Source organism: Pseudomonas uvaldensis (assembly GCF_021271205.1).
Lineage (GTDB): Bacteria > Pseudomonadota > Gammaproteobacteria > Pseudomonadales > Pseudomonadaceae > Aquipseudomonas > Aquipseudomonas uvaldensis.
On the sequence record NZ_JAIWKS010000001.1, the window covers coordinates 735,899 to 753,210 of the forward strand.

Annotated in this window: 19 protein-coding genes; 8 read left to right on the top strand and 11 right to left on the bottom strand. The window is 53.7% G+C overall.

Annotated features, from left to right (window positions below; genetic code table 11):
• Window positions 1-258 precede the first annotated feature (258 nt).
• The 5 genes from LCU97_RS03450 to LCU97_RS03470 all read left to right on the top strand — a co-directional run bounded on the left by LCU97_RS03450 (window position 259) and on the right by LCU97_RS03470 (window position 3,438).
• Window positions 259-813 (top strand): OsmC family protein, encoded by a 555-nt coding sequence (locus LCU97_RS03450; protein ID WP_005779166.1) that lies wholly within the window; start codon window positions 259-261, stop codon window positions 811-813.
• A gap of 72 nt (window positions 814-885) precedes the next feature.
• Window positions 886-1,659: an SDR family NAD(P)-dependent oxidoreductase gene (locus LCU97_RS03455; protein WP_153330723.1), complete on the top strand. Its 774-nt coding sequence runs from the start codon at window positions 886-888 to the stop codon at window positions 1,657-1,659.
• A gap of 92 nt (window positions 1,660-1,751) precedes the next feature.
• Entirely contained in the window at window positions 1,752-2,342 is a 591-nt protein-coding gene (locus tag LCU97_RS03460; protein ID WP_005779162.1) for a TetR/AcrR family transcriptional regulator, read from the top strand.
• A 3-nt stretch (window positions 2,343-2,345) separates the two neighbouring features.
• Complete coding sequence (locus tag LCU97_RS03465; protein WP_232775535.1) at window positions 2,346-3,044, top strand: DsbA family oxidoreductase; 699 nt, start codon at window positions 2,346-2,348, stop codon at window positions 3,042-3,044.
• Between the two features lie 64 nt (window positions 3,045-3,108).
• Window positions 3,109-3,438 carry a thioredoxin family protein gene (locus tag LCU97_RS03470; RefSeq protein WP_005779159.1) on the top strand — a complete coding sequence of 110 codons (330 nt, stop codon included), beginning with the start codon at window positions 3,109-3,111 and terminating at the stop codon, window positions 3,436-3,438.
• A 30-nt stretch (window positions 3,439-3,468) separates the two neighbouring features.
• Here LCU97_RS03470 and kefC read toward each other — a convergent pair whose 3' ends face one another.
• From kefC to LCU97_RS03495, 5 genes are all read right to left on the bottom strand, one after another.
• Window positions 3,469-5,295, bottom strand: a complete 1,827-nt coding sequence (gene kefC, locus LCU97_RS03475; protein ID WP_232775536.1) for a glutathione-regulated potassium-efflux system protein KefC — start codon at window positions 5,293-5,295, stop codon at window positions 3,469-3,471.
• Entirely contained in the window at window positions 5,296-5,817 is a 522-nt protein-coding gene (gene kefF / locus LCU97_RS03480; protein ID WP_005779156.1) for a glutathione-regulated potassium-efflux system oxidoreductase KefF, read from the bottom strand.
• A 107-nt stretch (window positions 5,818-5,924) separates the two neighbouring features.
• The gene (locus tag LCU97_RS03485; RefSeq protein ID WP_073527010.1) at window positions 5,925-6,143 is read right to left on the bottom strand and encodes a tautomerase family protein; all 219 of its coding nucleotides are present in this window, start codon (window positions 6,141-6,143) and stop codon (window positions 5,925-5,927) included.
• Between the two features lie 30 nt (window positions 6,144-6,173).
• Complete coding sequence (locus tag LCU97_RS03490; protein ID WP_005779151.1) at window positions 6,174-7,280, bottom strand: alkene reductase; 1,107 nt, start codon at window positions 7,278-7,280, stop codon at window positions 6,174-6,176.
• Between the two features lie 42 nt (window positions 7,281-7,322).
• Window positions 7,323-7,655, bottom strand: a complete 333-nt coding sequence (locus LCU97_RS03495; protein ID WP_005779149.1) for a carboxymuconolactone decarboxylase family protein — start codon at window positions 7,653-7,655, stop codon at window positions 7,323-7,325.
• A gap of 809 nt (window positions 7,656-8,464) precedes the next feature.
• On the opposite strand from LCU97_RS03495, the gene LCU97_RS03500 reads away from it, so the two are divergent.
• On the top strand, window positions 8,465-9,433 hold the full coding sequence (locus tag LCU97_RS03500; protein WP_232775537.1) for a toll/interleukin-1 receptor domain-containing protein: 969 nt from the start codon (window positions 8,465-8,467) through the stop codon (window positions 9,431-9,433).
• Window positions 9,434-10,072: 639 nt separating this feature from the next.
• Here the strand turns inward: LCU97_RS03500 and LCU97_RS03505 are convergent.
• The 3 genes from LCU97_RS03505 to LCU97_RS03515 all read right to left on the bottom strand — a co-directional run bounded on the left by LCU97_RS03505 (window position 10,073) and on the right by LCU97_RS03515 (window position 11,634).
• The gene (locus LCU97_RS03505) at window positions 10,073-10,459 is read right to left on the bottom strand and encodes a hypothetical protein (RefSeq protein WP_155276245.1); all 387 of its coding nucleotides are present in this window, start codon (window positions 10,457-10,459) and stop codon (window positions 10,073-10,075) included.
• A gap of 201 nt (window positions 10,460-10,660) precedes the next feature.
• Complete coding sequence (locus LCU97_RS03510; RefSeq protein ID WP_005779137.1) at window positions 10,661-11,158, bottom strand: hypothetical protein; 498 nt, start codon at window positions 11,156-11,158, stop codon at window positions 10,661-10,663.
• A 161-nt stretch (window positions 11,159-11,319) separates the two neighbouring features.
• Entirely contained in the window at window positions 11,320-11,634 is a 315-nt protein-coding gene (locus LCU97_RS03515; RefSeq protein ID WP_005779135.1) for a hypothetical protein, read from the bottom strand.
• Between the two features lie 326 nt (window positions 11,635-11,960).
• Between LCU97_RS03515 and LCU97_RS03520 the strand changes: the two genes are divergently transcribed.
• Window positions 11,961-12,440 (top strand): helix-turn-helix domain-containing protein, encoded by a 480-nt coding sequence (locus LCU97_RS03520; RefSeq protein WP_321163024.1) that lies wholly within the window; start codon window positions 11,961-11,963, stop codon window positions 12,438-12,440.
• A 99-nt stretch (window positions 12,441-12,539) separates the two neighbouring features.
• Complete coding sequence (locus tag LCU97_RS03525) at window positions 12,540-13,436, top strand: 3'-5' exonuclease (RefSeq protein ID WP_232775539.1); 897 nt, start codon at window positions 12,540-12,542, stop codon at window positions 13,434-13,436.
• A gap of 761 nt (window positions 13,437-14,197) precedes the next feature.
• Here LCU97_RS03525 and LCU97_RS03530 read toward each other — a convergent pair.
• From LCU97_RS03530 to LCU97_RS03540, 3 genes are read right to left on the bottom strand one after another with little or no spacing between them, the layout of a single operon-like run.
• Window positions 14,198-14,884 (bottom strand): hypothetical protein, encoded by a 687-nt coding sequence (locus tag LCU97_RS03530; RefSeq protein WP_039847542.1) that lies wholly within the window; start codon window positions 14,882-14,884, stop codon window positions 14,198-14,200.
• A complete protein-coding gene (locus LCU97_RS03535; RefSeq protein ID WP_005779127.1) occupies window positions 14,881-16,053 on the bottom strand; it encodes a hypothetical protein in 1,173 nt (390 codons plus the stop codon). Before LCU97_RS03535 ends, LCU97_RS03530 begins: the two co-directional genes overlap by 4 nt.
• A gap of 7 nt (window positions 16,054-16,060) precedes the next feature.
• Window positions 16,061-17,293: a hypothetical protein gene (locus LCU97_RS03540; protein WP_232775540.1), complete on the bottom strand. Its 1,233-nt coding sequence runs from the start codon at window positions 17,291-17,293 to the stop codon at window positions 16,061-16,063.
• Window positions 17,294-17,312: the final 19 nt, after the last annotated feature.

Sequence of the window (17,312 nt, forward strand, 5' to 3'; positions counted from 1 at the left end):
ATCAATTCGTACGATTACATAAATTTCACCCGGTGCATAGAGCTGTGAAAGGTCGTTTCATGGCGTCGCTTTCGAAGTGACTCTGTTGGTCACGACACTCACTCACTGTGGTTGTCATCAATATTCCCATTTCTCTATGCAGTCTAGTTTTTCAAAACTATCAGGTATGGCTATCTCTATTGCAAACCATCCTACTACTTGGTAGGCTTGTTTCTCTTCCGGTCGAATCGTCCGGCTTTTCTGAAGAGGAACGTCCACATGAGCAGCAATCTGAACGGTATCGATGTAGCCGCACTGCAGAATTTCGCCGAAGGCGTTGCTGGGGATGCGACAAAGCGTCACGCAAGCTTCAACGTTAAAACCGCGTGGAAGGGGCAGACCCGTTCTGTAGCCAAAGTCAGCCGTTACAGCTTGGCCGGTGAGACCTATCCCCGCGATTTTGAAATTGCAGCCGATGAGCCGAATGAATTGCTGGGCGAGAACACCGCGCCCAACCCTCAGGAGCTGCTGATGGCTGCTCTAAACGCCTGCATGTCGGTCGGCTATGCCGCCAATGCCGCAATGATGGGCATCAAAATTCACAGCCTGGAAATTGAGACCGACGGCACTCTCGACCTGCGTGGCTTCCTGGGGATCGACGAAAGCGTTAACCCAGGCTACGACGAGGTGAGTGTCGTGATTCGCCTGCACACAGATGCTTCTCGTGAGCGCGTAGAGGAACTGCACAACGTGGTGCTCAAGACTTCGGTCAACTACGCAAATTTCTCTAAAGCCATCCGCATGCTCCCTAAGCTGGAAGTCATCGAGGGCTAACCGTTCTGGCCATAGGTCAGCACGGCACCTGGCCGCTGACCACCTCTCACTTATCTGATACCGGAGTCTGTAATGAGCGATTTTTTTAGAGGCAAAAAACTGTTGGTCGTCGGCGGCACGAGCGGCATGGGCCTGGAAACAGCACGCCAATTTTTAAAGGCGGGTGGCAGCGTGGTTCTCACCGGCAGTAAACAGGATAAAGCCGATGCTGTGCGCGCCGAGCTGAGCCCGCTGGGGAACGTATCAGTGATCGTTGCCAACCTCGTGACCGAGGAAGGGATGAACCATGTACGCAACGAAATCAATGCCAACCACAGTGACATCGGCTTCATGGTGAACTCTGCAGGTATATTCATTCCGAAGCCTTTCATCGAGCACGATGAGGCTGACTACGACATGTACCTGGATCTGAACCGCGCCACATTCTTTATCACGCAGGCAGTGGTCAAAAATATGCTTGCTGCCAAGCGCGAAGGCTCCATTGTCAACGTCGGTTCGATTGGCGCGCAAGCCGCGCTGGCCGGCTCTCCAGCAACCGCTTATTCGATGGCCAAGGCGGGCCTGCACGCAGTCACTCGGAACCTGGCAATTGAATTGGCGCACTCAGGTATCCGAGTCAATGCCGTTTCGCCCGGCATCGTTCACACCTCGATCTATGAAGGCTTCATGGACAAGGACGCGATCCCGGATGCGATGAAGTCGCTAAACGATTTCCACCCACTGGGTCGAGTCGGTGTTCCTGAAGACGTCGCCAATACCATCCTCTTCTTACTCTCCGATAAAACTTCCTGGGTGACCGGTGCTATCTGGGACGTTGATGCAGGGGTGATGGCGGTACGTGCCTAAACACCGAGGCAAGCGCCCTGTGTAGCGCCTCTCAACGGGGCGCTTTCCAGCAGGCTGCTTCGGTGATAAGGGTGTTGGCTGTAGGAGTTTAAATGTCTATCACGACAAAAGCCGCGCTGCTGAGCTACGCGGAAACCCAGATGCGCTCAAAGGGTTACTCAGCGTTCAGTTACGCGGATCTCGCAGCGAAAGTCGGCATTAGAAAAGCCAGCATTCACCATCACTTTCCGACCAAGGAGTGCCTGGGCGCTGAGCTGATCAACGACTACATCGCTCGGTTCAACGAGACGTTGCTATCAATCGAGATCATGCATCCCGAGCCACTGCAGCGCTTGCAGGCTTTTTCCCGACTTTTCGTGATCAGCGCGAATGAGGGGCTGCTGCCGTTATGCGGTGCCTTGGCAGCGGAAATGGCTGCTTTGCCTTTGTCGCTACAAAGACTTACCAGGGACTTCTTTAATTCCCAGCTCGCATGGCTCCAAAGCACCCTAAATGACGCAGTCCGGCAGCACCACTGGTTACTTGGAACAACTGCTGAGAGCTTCGCCTTCATGCTGCTGAGCATGTTGGAGGGAGCAAGCCTCATTGATTGGACACTGGGTCGCTCAACCGACCCGTTGGCGGGCTTTAACCATTTGCTTGAAATGGCCGCAATGCAATCTTCACTTCTCCGTGCAGGATAAAATATGCAAACCCCTTCGAAAAAATATGTAGTCGATATCTGGTCTGATTACGTGTGTCCCTGGTGCTGGATTGCCAAGCGTCGTTTTGAAAAAGCACTCGAAAACTTCTCGCAGAAAGACGATGTACAGGTCACCGTTCGGGCCTATCGACTGGCTGCAAATCACGCCCCTGAACCGATGATTGCGGCACTGAAACGTAAGCTCGGCAACCTAGATTCCGCAGAAGCGATGATGAGTACGGTCAGTAAATATGGCCAGGCTGACGGGCTGGATTATCGCTTCGACACCATGATGTTTGGTGACACAGCTGATGCTCATGTCTTGGTGAAAGCAGTTAAAGACACGACAGTGAAAAAGCGCCTTGTCGAGGCGTTGTACGAGCAAAGTACCAGTCACGGCAAGTCGCTTTTTGATCGCGCCAATTTGGAGGCGATTGCGAAGGAGGCAGGTGTGCCCGATGAATCAATTCAGTTGGCGTGGTCATCCGTGGAGCTGCGCGTTGAGATGGAAGAAGACGAGCATTTCGCAGCCCAACTGGGTTCCGGCGTGCCACTTTTTGTCTTCAACAAAGCGTTCTCGGTGTCAGGTGCTCAGCCAGAAGCGGCCTTTCTTGAAGCGCTGAATCAAATGGTTGCCAAAGCGAGAACCGAGGATAGCTCATTGATGGGCCAAGTCTGCGGCATCGATGGCTGCAAAATTTGATGCAACGGAACGGGGGCAATCAGAAGGTGCTCCCGTTTTCCTTAACACAACACGTGAGATCCAAATGAGCCGTATCGTTGAATTGAGCGCTCCTCAATTTGCCTGCTTTGTTGCCAAAGGCAGCAGTGTCGTACTGTTCTCAGCGTCCTGGTGCAAACCTTGTAAAGAGATGAAGCCAGTCTTCGTCGACTTGGAGGAAAAACTCCATGCTCTCGCAGTGTTTGGAAAGATTGATATTGCGGTATCGCCGACGATTGCGCAGATGTATGGCATTCGCTCTGTGCCCTCCTTGGCAGTGTTCCACGAAGGCCGATTATTGAAGGTCTTCGCTGGTTCTAAATCAGTTTCAGCCTTGAAAAAAGCAATCATCACTGAGCTGGAGGACGCTAGTTAACCAAGCATCCTCCTCGACCTGTAAGGCAAGTCAGCTACCTGTCTCCCTGTGCGCAAGGCTCATTTTTCCTGGGCCAACATCAATTGGATGAGCGCGGTCTTCATTGAATATTTCCGTTAGTAAAGCGTTGGCTCGTTTGTAGGCGTCGTACTTGAATTCGGTATCGTCCTCGGGCTGAGCGGCCATCTCCTCTAGCATCTCCAAATTCAGGCGGCGGAATCGATCCGCACGCTCACGAGCTTCGTAGCGTCCTATCCCAAGTTGCTCCAAAGCCCTGCGCCCGAGGGACAGCGCGCTTTCAAAGGTTTCCCGCTCGACGTCTTCAATACCCATCTGACGTAGGGTAATGATGTGCCCCATATCTCGAGCGCGCACCACCAGTTTTAGGGATGGAAAATGCTCCTGGGCCAACTTGGTCAGTGCCAGGTTATCGTCTTGATTATCGATGGCGTTGATCAGCACCACGGCTTGGGCAGCACCCGCAGCGTGCAGTAAATCGAGGCGGGTGGCATCTCCATAGAATACCTTGACCCCGAACTTACGCAGCGTCTCGATGTGGTCTGGATCATGATCCAAGACCACTACCTCAAAACCACAGGACATCAACAGACGGCCAGCGATCTGACCGAATCGACCGAAGCCAGCAATGATGACCCGAGGATTGCTCTGATCAATGGTGTCAGCTTCATTGCTGCCCTGTTTGCTCGACGACTCCAGGTGATTGAGCAAAAGGATCAACAAAGGCGTCACACACATCGACAACGCCACCGCTAGCGTTAGGCTCTTACCCCAAGGGTCGACCAAGATGCCGATGACGGTCGCTGCGCCAAATACTACAAAGGCAAACTCACTGCCTTGGCCAAGGAACACCGCCTGCCATGAACGCTGGTCACTTGGGACATTCAGGAAGCGACCCAGGAGCTTGATCACGAGCAGCTTGATCAGAATGAAGCCCAGGGTCAGGGTGATGACTTTCAGCGGCGAATCGATCAGCGTGCCGAAGTCAATCGACATCCCTACACCGATAAAGAACAGACCCAGCAACAGGCCTTTGAAGGGTTCGATATCGCTTTCCAGAGCATGGCGATACTCCGAGCTGGCCAAGAGGACGCCGGCTAAGAACGCGCCCATGGCCATGGATAAGCCGGCCTCCTCCAACAAGAGGCCGAAGCCAAACACCAGGAACAGTGCGACGGCACTAAAGATTTCTCTCAGGCCTGAGCGCGCTACAAAGCGAAGGACAGGCCGAGAGACGTACTTACCCAGGAGAACCACTGCGGCAATTGCACCCACGATTTTGGCAATGGATAGGCCCAGCTCTGCACCTGAAGGCGTACCACCGTTTGCGGCTAGCAGTGGGATCATTGCTACTAAGGGAATCGCCGCGATGTCCTGGAAAAGCAACACGGCGAAGCTGCTGCGACCCACGGCGGTGGAGTTCATGTTTCTCTCGCTCATGGCCTGCATGGCGATAGCAGTCGACGACAGGCTCAACGTCAGCCCTACCAACAACGCAGCCGTCCAATTCAAGCCAAGTGCAGCGCAGAAAACTGCGATGGCCGCACCGCATGCCAGCATTTGCAACGCGCCGCCGCCGAAGACCATGCGGCGCATAGCCCAGAGACGCTTGGGGTCGAGTTCGAGACCAATGATGAACAGCATCAACACCACGCCAATCTCAGCAAAGTGCAGGATGGACTCGACATCGGTCACAAGCTTCAAACCCCATGGGCCGATCAGGCAGCCGGCTATCAGGTAGCCTAGAACCGGGCCAAGCCCTAACCGGACGGCAATTGGGACTATCAAGGCAGCTGAGCTCAGGTAAATGAGCATTTCAATCAGGCTATGAGTGCCCATTCAATCTTCCCTCCATGACGTCAGGCGCTCGCCATAATTCCGGATCTGTTTAAGCAATGCGCTTTGATCTGCTCTGTAAGCACCATGGACTGCGACTGGACTCAACCAATGCATTTCGCAGTAATTCGCCGTCGCCTGAATGGGCTGGGACAGCACCGCAAAACCTGGGTGGTCGCCGCCTTCAAAATGATCATGCTCTCCGCCAGTGGTCACGGCCCACAGCATTTTTTTGTTTTTCAAGGCAGTAGCGCCCGCGCCGTAAGCCCAGCCCTGTGTGAAAACCTTATCGATCCACAGCTTCAAGAGAGGTGGGTAGCTATACCAGTACAAAGGGTGTTGCAGAACGAGGAGATCTGCCTGTTCCACCGCCCTCTGTTCAGCTTCAACGTCGATATTGAAATCGGGGTACAGGTCGTACAGCGAACGGATTGCGACATCGGGATTGTTAGCTGCCAGCTTGAGCATCAACATGTTGACGTTGGATTTATCAGGGTAAGGATGGGCGTAAATGATCAGAATCACGGAGTAGTCCCCACAAACCTGGCGTTCGTTAAGAACGGAAAAGCTCCCTGTTCGTTGAGCATGGCCGCACTCAAAGAACAGGGAGCTAATGACATGAAGGTGAAGTCTTACTCGCCGGCTTGCAGCTTCAATACTTCTTGGGCGGTCACAGGTTTGCCACCAATACCCCAGTCTCCACTTTTTACCTCTTCGAAGATGACCCACGTGAGGGCGCGCATGTTTTCGCCTTCAACCGACACCATAGCGTCAGTCACTTTGCGAATCACTTCAGCCTTTTGCTCGTCGGAAAAAACGCCTTCAATCCCTTTGATAGTTACGAGTGGCATGGTGTTCTCCTAAAAGTTTGTGAAGGAATATCAGGCTTTGGTCGCTGCGTATTCCGGATAGTCGGTGTAGCCCTTATCAATCGAACCACTTACGCCGTAGTAGGTCGCGCGATCACCCTCGGCCAATGGCCAATCGTTCTGCATACGCTCTACCAGATCAGGGTTGGCAATGTAGGCGGTGCCGAAGGCAATGAGATCTAGCTCGCCTTTGGCGAGCTCAGACTCTGCGATCTCTTTGGTGAAGCCGCCCGCAGCCATCAAGGTGCCCTTGTACGCTTCACGGAATGCAGCGCCGAAACCTGGTGGCGTTTGCGCGGCGAGGATGGTCGGTTGGTAGTTCAGGTGAACAAATGCCAGCTCTCTTTCGTTGAGGGCAGCCGCCATACTCATCCAGGTTTCTTCTTCGCCTTCGTACACACCAAAGTCATACAGTCGACCAAACGGAGAGAAGCGCACACCGATCTTCGATCCGCCGATTTCAGCAGCAATCGCATCAATCGTTTCCAGCAGGAAACGCTGACGGTTCGCGATAGAGCCGCCGTACTGATCAGTACGAGTGTTCAGGGCGCTGCTCAGGAATTGGTCGAACAGGAAGCCGTTGGCTGCCATGATTTCGATACCGTCAAAGCCGGCGTCAATGGCTATCCTTGCGGACTTCACGAAGTCGGCGATGACGCGTTTCACTTCTTCAGTTTCTAGCGCACGTGGTGTGCTTGGCTGTACCGGGCCAGATTTACCAGGTTCGATCCAGGCATACACCGTGGTATCTACCGCAGGCACCGTGCCCGAGGAGACTGGCATCATGCCGTGTACCGAGGTGTGGGACATACGGCCTACGTGCCAGAGCTGCGCAAAAATCTTCCCGCCCTTGGCGTGCACCGCGTCAGTCACTTTGCGCCAGCCTGGTAAGTGCACATCTTCGTAAATGCCAGGGGTGTACAGATAGCCGCGAGCCTCATCGGAAATAGGCAGGCCTTCGGTGATCAGCAAGCCGGCAGAAGCTCGCTGTGCGTAGTAAAGCGCGTTGGATTCATTCGGAATGTTGTTCAAGGTTCGGGTGCGAGTCATAGGGGCCATGACAACGCGGTTTTTCAAAGGAGTACCGGCTAGATCGTAAGGAGTGAACAGCTTATTCATGATTAATCTCGACGTCGTTAAGGGTTGAATTCGGCGTTTGAGTTAGGACTTGTCGAACGCGTCGAGTACGTGGGTGCTGTAGACCAGCGCGGCACCGGCATTCATGTTGATAGCCACACCCAGTGCTTCGGCGACCTCTTCACTGGTTACACCGAGCTTCTTTGCTTCAGCGGCGTGAAATGCAATGCAGCCATCGCAGCGAGTCGTCACGGCCACTGCGAGGGAGATGAGCTCGCGAGTCTTGGCGTCCAGATGATTGGTTTTGCTTCCGGCGGCACCGAGAGCAGCCATACCCTTCATGGTTTCAGGTGACAAGCCGTTCAGCTCTATCAAACGGGTGTTGATGTCTTTTCGGGTTTGCTTCCAGTCTTGCATGGGATTCTCACAGGGTTGTCGTTGGTTGCAGGAATTTAAACTCCACAACAACGCTACCATCCAGTTGGTAGGGTTTCAACGACTCCATAATGATTTTTAATATCAATGCAATCGAATAATCAGCTTCTTGTTTTTTGGCGAGAGATTACGAGCGACACGCAGAAAAAGGAGCGCTACCAGAAAAAAATTCATATCGCAAAATCAAGGACTGACATAATGATCGCCACGCGTTTGGTTCGCTGGCGACGCGACTGATAGGGAGGCACTTGGTTGATTTGCCGCAGGTGATTTGCGCGGCCCCGCCTATGTCAATATATATGGCACGCCGCTTAGTGTTGCCGACCTTGGCAAGCACCAGGCAATCAACTACATCTCGCGAACGAGCGGAAGGCCTTTTCCATTCGAATTCCAGATAAATGGGGCGGTGCAAGAGGTCACGATCCCGACGGCGATCTCTGTGTTCGGCGCGGAGATTTACACTGCATCTGCCATCGCAGGAATCGGGATTATTAGGCTCCCAGATACAGAGTAGCTAAGGAGTTGCAGCAGAAAATCCTGTGCGAATTACTCTCTTTCGCCTAGATTTCGATGACCGGGATTTAGTGATTTCAACTATCATGCCCGCTCATTATAGGTTCCAGACTGCGTACGCTTGGGTGACGGCACTGTCAACGCGGGCCAAGGTGGGAAGGAAAGCGACTGCCTCATTGCATCCTCCGTATCCTGCGCGCCCGTGAAGCTAAGGCCTGTACTTCGGCATCGGACAGCCCCTAAGATCTAAGCCGTCACCAATCCATGGAGCGCTGATCTTGCCAAGCGTATTTTTTTCATACTGCCATGCCGATGAGGCGCTTCGTGATCAGCTGGAAAAGCAGCTATCGATGCTCAAGCGCCAGGGCGTTATCGACACTTGGCATGACCGCAGGATCGGCGCTGGTCAAGAAATCGATGCAGCCATCGACAACCATATCAACAGCGACGAAATCATCCTTCTCTTGGTCAGTCCTGACTTCATCGCCTCTGATTATTGCTACAACATCGAGATGACTCGCGCCATGGAGCGCCACGCCTCGAAGGAAGCGATCGTCATCCCTGTGATTTTGCGCGCGTGTGATTGGCATCATGCTCCGTTCGGTAAGCTGCTGGCCACGCCTGAGGATGGTAAACCCGTCACCCTTTGGCCTGACCGCGATGTAGCTTTCCTTCAAGTAGCGCAGGCAGTACGCAAAGCTGCAGAGCGATGCCGCAAGGATGTGACCATTCCTGCATCGCAAATCGCGCGCTCGGCGCCAGCTATTCCACAGCCGCCCTCCTCGCTACCGGCCACCGGCCCCCGGTCGAGTAACCTTAGAGTTGCCAAGAGCTTCACCCAACGGGACAAAGATCAGTTCTTGTTGGACACCTTCGAATACATCGCTCGCTACTTCGAGAACTCCCTGCAAGAGCTTCAAGCTCGTAATCCTGGTTATGAAGGTGTGTATCGTCGAATCGACGCCAATCGCTTTTCTGCGGTCATCTACAAGGACGGACGGGACGTTACTAGGGGGACGGTGTTTACGGGAGGTCAGCTGGGTGCCGGGATTTATTACAGCCAAGGCGATTCATTCGCGGGTAACAGCTACAACGAGTCGCTGTCGGTAAACGCTGATGATCAAGCCCTGTATTTGAAAACGCTGGGCATGTCCCACTACGCTGGGCATGATCAAAAGCTATCTCAAGAAGGTGCTGCGGAAGCGCTGTGGAGCATCGTCATCACGCCATTGCAACGCGGGAGGTAACCTTTCCTGATCAACCTCAAAGGCGTAGTCATGGCATGAAGGCGTGACGAATATCGAGTGCTTATCGCCTGGAGTCGATGTCTGCCATCATTTGGGGCGCTTCGAAGTAATAAGGGCATCGAAGGCCTCCTTGTTCGAACGTCCCTCCCGCATCCTCGCGACCAAAAAATCCGCATCCAACCCTGCTGGGTCAAAATGCTCTCGGGCATGCCGAACGATGCTCAACCAGAGTTCAAAAGGGACTGCTGTGTTATCACTATTTCTGTATCGATAACTTGGGCGCTGAAGCAACGACGGCGCTCGTAACACTAGGTCGTCACACAGCCGTTGGAAAATTTGGAAGGGTGTCTCGCTCATCCCTATTAGGGAGGGATGGGTGAGGCGGCTGATCGATTGGATAGCTGACTCGGTATCGACCTTGTGCAGATGCGACAGACGTCGGACGTCCGCCTCAAATGCTTCTGGGCCAATTGACGTCACTAGTCGTTCGACAGATTCGAGTTCTGATAGGTTGTCACGGCCCAGCGTTCTTACGTGCTGCTCCATCATTCCTCTCCCGCTGACTAATTCCCTGGTTTAACGCTCAAGAGACCACTCTGACCCACTGGAATAGCATCGTGGGCATTCGGGAAATTGCTGTTATTCGTCATCGAGTGCCAATCGATGTTGTTCCACGTGCGCCACTTCGCGCTCCCAAGCCTCTAGAAAATCAGTCCAATCATGCCAGTAAAATCCTGCCTCCACGCGAGCTGCGGGCCCCAGAGCTACCGCAAAGCGGGATCTCCAAGGTTCTGGGATATCTGCATCGCGAATAATCCAGCACCCTACAGGATGAGCCTCCCTAGGCAGCCGAACCAGTTCAGCGTGGTCGAGATGGCAGGCGCTCAATGGAACATCATGATCAAGTCGTTCAAGCTCATCCAATCGTTCCAGGATCGCTCGTGCGCTTTGATCGCCTGGTACCAGTTCAGCGAGCTGCCATAGCGCCTTCCTTCGTTCTCGTTCTCGTAGCCAGATATCACTCATCACGACGCCCTGGGAGCACGTAAGTACTCATAGTTAGTTGAGTAGGTGCTGCGCAGTTGTCCGTTAGCCTTATCCATAGATGCAAATCCAGGCTACGCCTCCCAAACGAAGGTCAGACGGGAGGTAGGGAGGTCAGTTTCATAAGTTAGCGGCCTCTCGACTACGCAACCGCAACGCATATCGAACTAACGTCCGCGATGATTAACGAACTATGATTCCGTGCTTCGCAAAATCGCTAAGCAGTGTTTTGCGACTAAGCATCGCTGGAAGCTTGAAAATGTTCCTGTATCCATACCAGAGCCCCATTGGCATGATGACCAACCCGAGTCCAAATGTGGCCGTGGCAGCAATAATGGCCGCAGGAATTGAGCCGAGCGAGAACACAACACCTTTAAATATTGTCGATCTAGCGATCAATCGGATGTCATCCAGATCGTATTCAACTTTCCCAGCTTTGTTTTCAAAAGCCAGCACCACAATGGTCTTTTTCGAGATTCTCTTGAAATACCAGGTTCGTGGAGTCTCGGTCGCCATTGCACCATGAATTTTCAGGTATTTCGGAACGACCACCTGTTTGAAATAGAATGTTTCTCCATTTGCATCTTCAAGTCGCACTCGACTGTAAAGAGCATCAAGATCGCCTTGCGCATGGACGTGATAATTCTTGATCGTCACTGTTAATTTTTCGAGGTCAGCCATTGTTCGTCCTTAAAGCATTAGTTTTTGGCAGGGGCTGCTTTTTATACAAACCATCATGAACTGCCTTGCGGTGTGCTCACAGGGCACTGAATGAAATTGGACTGCGGCAACTGGCCACTGGAACCACCTCCCGTGTTACGAGAGACTCGGGCAAAAGACTGTCACGAGTTCTGCTCGCTGGAGATCACGTAATTATCTCCACCGGCGGTACGCACCAGTTTGAAGCCTTCCCTCTCCTCAACGCACCAGACGGGAGGCGTGGCAACTGTCATGCCGTCTTCCAACTTCCTCGATTGATCGTTGTAAACGAGCGCGACGTATCGCTCACCTACTCTTGCCGCGCTGAAAAGGTAAGCGTCGACGTATACTGACCAGTCGACGCCCTGGGCCCGAACGACCTCGCAGGGCAGACCCTGCCAGGCGGTCTGCAGGTTCTCACCCCTCTTGAGGCTTACCGGCCACTTACGGTTAGACATCTGCTTCCCTCTCGACAATTTAAAACCACACCGGGTGAAACCTAGACACACCGCCCTCTTCGATCGACAGGCCGACGGGACGCAATGCGATTTAGCGAATAATTGAGGGGCTTCTCGTGCAGCCCCACCCGAAGCCCCCCGTATAACGATCTTCAAAGCCAGGGCTGCGCGGCTTGAGTCCGTCATGCCTTAAGACGTCATTGGCTAGCGCTCCAGGAACCGCAAGCGATACCGCCAACCCGCAAAGTACAGTTTTATACATTATATGATGTGTAACTGTACACGCTAACGTGGCTATATCCTCGCTTTTTGGGGACATCGCCTTGTTGAAGCAAGCGCTTGCGGCAGTCGTTCGGACGATCCGAGGGAATCTGGGCTTAACGCAGGAGAGCTTGGCTCACGCGGCATCGCGGACATACCTGAGCAGGATCGAGAACGCAGAGACCAATCCGACCATCGAGAAATTCGCAGAGCTGGCCGAGGCGCTCGGATTGAACCCTGTGTCACTCATGGCGCTGGTTCTCTCGACTCGCGACAACACCTCCGCCGCCGATGTCCTAGCTAAGGCTGCCGAAGACTTGAAATCCCTTGAGGCTAAGATCAGCACTGATGACATCAGGGCACACCTTGCGGGGATGACTATCCAGAAGCGGCCTGCCGCGCGCCCATCCGATCCTTTAAAGCTGCAGCAGGTGATTGAACGCAAAAATGCCGGGCTGACTAAAGCTGAAACCGCCAGACAGCTCGGGTTGAGTCGCTCGACAGTTGGCTTTCTATGGAATCGCTCATCCACCACTGACAACTAATGTTGAGTGCTGCCTTGAGGTCTTAGCTCACCCACGCGGGCCAGCCCTTCGTAGGGGTGGCTGCGAGAATGAGTTGTACCCATCCAATCACACACTGTGGTGAACGAGCTCACAGTTTCTCTGGTCAGAGCAGCTCTGAGCGATGATCAATCCAAGACAGAAGTCATCGAGCGTACCGTTGCCCGCATTAACCAGATTGCAAGCGCAGGCTCCTCGGTTTACTTCCTCGCTCGGTTCAAGCACGAACTGCCTGATCTGGATGGCTATGCGGCTCGTTACCCTAACCTTTCCTTCAAGAACGATTCGATCCATAGCTCCAAGGGCAAGGAAGCCGACTACGTCATTCTGCTGGGTCTTAGCAAAGGCAAGTACGGCCTTCCTTCCGAAATCGTGACTCACCCTCTCATTGAGGCCTTGCAGCCGAAGGCGGAGGCGTATCCTCATGCAGAGGAACACCGGTTGTTCTACGTTGCGCTGACCCGCGCCAAACACAGGGTTTATCTGATCTGCGACATGCTCCGATGCTCCCCGTTCGTGCGTGAGTTGATCGACGGCCAGTCCCCCCTGGAGCTTCAGGAGTTCGCAGCCAGCCCCGAGCAGAAGAATGCGATCGCGACCAACTGTCCCGTGTGTACCCAAGGCAATCTGGTCAACCGACGAAACAAGACGACTGGCTCCTCTTTCATCGCTTGTTCGAACTGGCCTCGCTGCACCCACACAGAAAGTGGATGCAGGCAGTGTGATGCCCCGATGGTTCGCTCCGGGCGGTACCGTCTCTGTACCGCACCCGCATGCAGTGGATGGGCGGCAGTGTGCCCGAGCAGCGGGGGTACCATGGTCTATCGGGAAAAGGTCAATGGTTGGGGCTGCTCATACTATCGTGTTGCAGACAAAACTCCTGCAGACATATGGAGCGGTTCATCGAAGCGCCTTCTCCCCTGCCGAGTACGTCTGGCTGCGCGGCGGATGACATGCAGCCCGAGTGAACAGTGCTAAGCGTTTGCCGCGTAACCCGCCAAGATATCACCGCACCTATAACAGGCTCGGTTGAGAAACGCTTTACGTCCAAAACCGACCGGCATGATGCAGGAGCGAAATGTTCGTCGGTGGTGAATCAGATTTCGAGCTTTGCCTAAAGCGCCTGCCACCAAAAAACGATGCATCCTCAACAACCACGGTAAAGTTAAGACCCTACCAGCCAATCAATTAATCAATTCCCTCAAGATAAAAAAATCATCATAGATTTTTTGAGTACCACATCACCATGATCACCGCTCTGCACTACCTTCAGCGCATCCGCTGCTTGATCACAGCCTAATCGTCAACCATGCCCCCCAGATCCGCCACTTACCTTCGCTCTCGGCCACCGCTCTGACTCCGTGTTTTTGATGAGTGATGGCAATCCTACTAGTGGCCTCCGGCCATCAGACCAAAAAGGTTGATCGGAGGTCATGCACCTCGCGCTGTATGCATGTAGCAAACGATCAGAGAGCCGACACCTCAAACCTTGTTAACCATTTTTCTGATGCGTTAACTGACAAGGCTTACAGGTCAAAAAAATGGTTTACACCACCTACGGCGTTGAGCGGACGCACTCGGAATCAACTGGATCTCGAACATGGCTCCGCGCAAGGACAAAGCGCTGCATAGTCGCGAAGCCGCCACCATCTCAGGCAGGTGTTGTTTATGAGCAATCAAGGAAGGCATCCAGGTCGAGCCAGCCCCACCCTACTCACCTTCAATCGCTCCCCGCCTGGCTAGCGAATCAACAGGCTCGTAAGCAGGTGCAGGTGTTCATCATCATCCAGAGAAATCGCAACCGACCCCGATCGCGATAACTCGATCTGCACAGGCGTTGAGTTGTACGTGTAGACGATTTTGATCTTGTCGATCGGCGCCGGGCGCCCACCAGTGATCTCCAGCAATTTCATCATCGCATTACCGGTCGAGGCGATATCCACCCGGTAGCTACTTTCGATATCAAAGGTGACCGCGCCGGTCACGATGCGCTTGGCCATGACCCTCGTTAAGCGCTTGTCGGCCTTCAACTGCTGGTAGACCGACGAGATATCTGGCTTCACGATCTCCAGGGCGAATGTTGTCCCGGCTGCAGCCCGGATGAGCTCTACGAACGGTTTCAGATCCTTGGGCGGCGAGCTCATGCAGATCGAATAACGATCCCGCCCCAGCGATTCGAACACCATGTCAAAGCTGATGAACGTCGAATAACTCGACTCGACCGTCTCACCAAGAGGGTTCGTGAACGACTGAGTGATATCCCGCTGCTCGTGGTACCGAAGGGTGGCCTTGCCATCCAGGATCTCAAGAATCTCGACACCGAGCCGATTCTCGTCGTTGAACGGCTGCTGCCGAAGGCCATGAACAAGGGTCTGAAAGTCAATACGAGCGGTCAGAACCCAGAGTTTCAGCCGCTTTGACTTCATGCCATCAAGCTCCTTTCGATGTCGTCCAGTGTTTTCTGCGCCGCTTCCTCCAAGCGGATCTTGAGCTTCTGCTCAAGCACCGGCTCGGCACGTACGGGGTTCTTGGCGTATTTTCCGTTGTTGTAGTTGTAGACACCTTTGACGATATAGGAAAAATCGCAGCACTTGGCCTGATTGCCAAATTGAGCCTCGAACTGAACGATCTCTGAACCTAAGAGCTTTTCGCGGGCTGTCCATCGAATCTTCCACATGTAGAAACCGTGGCCCTCCAGCTCCATGAGCTGCTTGGACTCCAATACCCCCTTGCCCTTCAGTGATGCCTTGTCGATGCGGATAATCTTGTGAACCCTAGCTTCTGGCTGCGGCCTCGCCAGCTCGGCTTCCGGATCGCCACCATCCCCCTCCTCGTCCTCATCGTTTGAGTCAAACTCAACTGCATCCTCGATCACCAATGCCTCATCACTGAGATCCAGGTCATCATCATCTCGATCTTTAGGGTTGAATGTGGAGACGTCGACAACATCGACCACCTCCATGTCCTTGAGGTTGCGGATCAAGCTGCGAAGGAAATTTGTCCTGATGCCGGCGTCCGAGATTGCTTCTAGGGAGATGGCGCGGGTCGCCACATCTTTGTCAGTGACAATCTCGATCTGGGAATACAACTGATCGGTGATGTCCTTGAACTTATCGTTCATGGGGCCAGTGATTTTCCAGCCGTTGCCCTGCTTCTCAAGGATGACCTCAGCCGTCTTCTCGACGACCTGGCGGAATTCAGCCTGGCTCAGATCAAGTTTCTGATATTTGACGGTGAGCTTGAGCTGATCGCCATGGATGGCTATTTCAGCTTGTTCGTGCTGGTTATCCACAAGCCACTCCTTGACGGAGGTAAGCGCGTCGGTCAGCTGATCTTTTGTAACCGCCGTGGTAACGACCACATTCGTGGTTTTCTCACGACTGTCACGGCCACCTACCAGGAGCGACAGGTTCCGATAGTCGTAGTAGTCATGGAACAAGGCACTGAACCGATTGGCCAGGAATTTTTTGTCCGACTCGTTGGAGATCACGATTCCCCTGGAGAGAAAGACCTTCCGGAGCTCAGCGCTCGTCAGGCTTCGCTGCGTGAGCGCGTCATAGATCGCTTTGTCGGACGCGAAGTACAGGCTACCCATTCTCATGTCAGTCCCGCTCCCAGCCGATCGCTTCGGGCTTATAGTTCGGAATCGCGTGATTCACGATGTCCAGTTCGATCGCCTGCAGTTTCCGCTTGCGATTCTCGTCTTCGCCCCACTCAGTGACGTAGCTGTTGATGGCAGCGTTGAAGTTGCTGAGGATGCTGCTGTGATGGTAGCGATTGGCAACCCTGATCCGGATCTTCAAGTCTTTGTTGGCGTTGAGAATCTGGAACCTGGACAGGGCGTCAAAGAGGTACCGGAATTCGATCTCACTGCTGCCATCGCGGCGATAGTAGATCAGGTAGCCTTCACTATACGTTTCTGTCGGCTTCATGGCCTTTTCGCAGTACGAGATCACCTCCTTGTGGTGGATGATCATGTACGGCGAAGCGATGAGCTCAGCGGTGGCCGCACGCTCCCAGTACTCGCCACTGGCCTTGTGCAAAACGAGGTCAGGGTAATAGAAGGTGTAGTTGTCCTTCGGAAATGTCCCTGCCGCCCTGAGGGCATTCACATCGACCTGAAGCGTCTTCAGGTAATTGATCAGTGAAGGTTCTACGATATGAATCTGCTGAGAATCCTTGATGTGCAGGTTCTCGCCCTTGTAGTCCTTGAAGTGATCGTAGAAATTCTTGTCGTACTCGTCGTCGTGGTTGTACACGAACAGCATCCCACGAACCTCATACCTCTCACGCTTAGCCAAGTGGTAGCGGGTCTGCCACTCCGTCGAGGCACGGGCACAGTCGATGGTCTTGCCCAGAGATTTCAAGGCTTTCTTGATCGAGTCCAGCGTGATAGAGCCCACCGCATAGCTCTTCAAATCGGTATGAAGGTACACGGCTTTGTTGAGATATGGGTCAGCGTACTTGAACACCACGTCAGTCGGATGCGTGTGCTCAGACTTCTTCAAGGGCGCGTGCGTTTCCTTTTTCACACACGCGAAGTTGAGGTTCGCCGGCCCCTCTTTCTTCCAGCGGAAGAAGCTGAAGATCTCGTTGGAAACGAGCTCCGCGAGCCTCGCAATTTTTTCGGTTTCGCCGCCTGACATGGTCGTTCCTGTCACGAAATAAGTGCGCAGGAACGGTAGCGACCAAGGATCAAAAGCCCTTGCCGGGAAGGTGCGTCCTGCTGTGAGTATGGCTTCATGCCAGCACAAATTACCGCAAAACGCTGAAGCCGACCATCGTGACTTTACCCCCCGATAAGGCTGTTCGTCGGATGGCGGCAGCCGATACATCCTTGGCGCATCGCGAAAG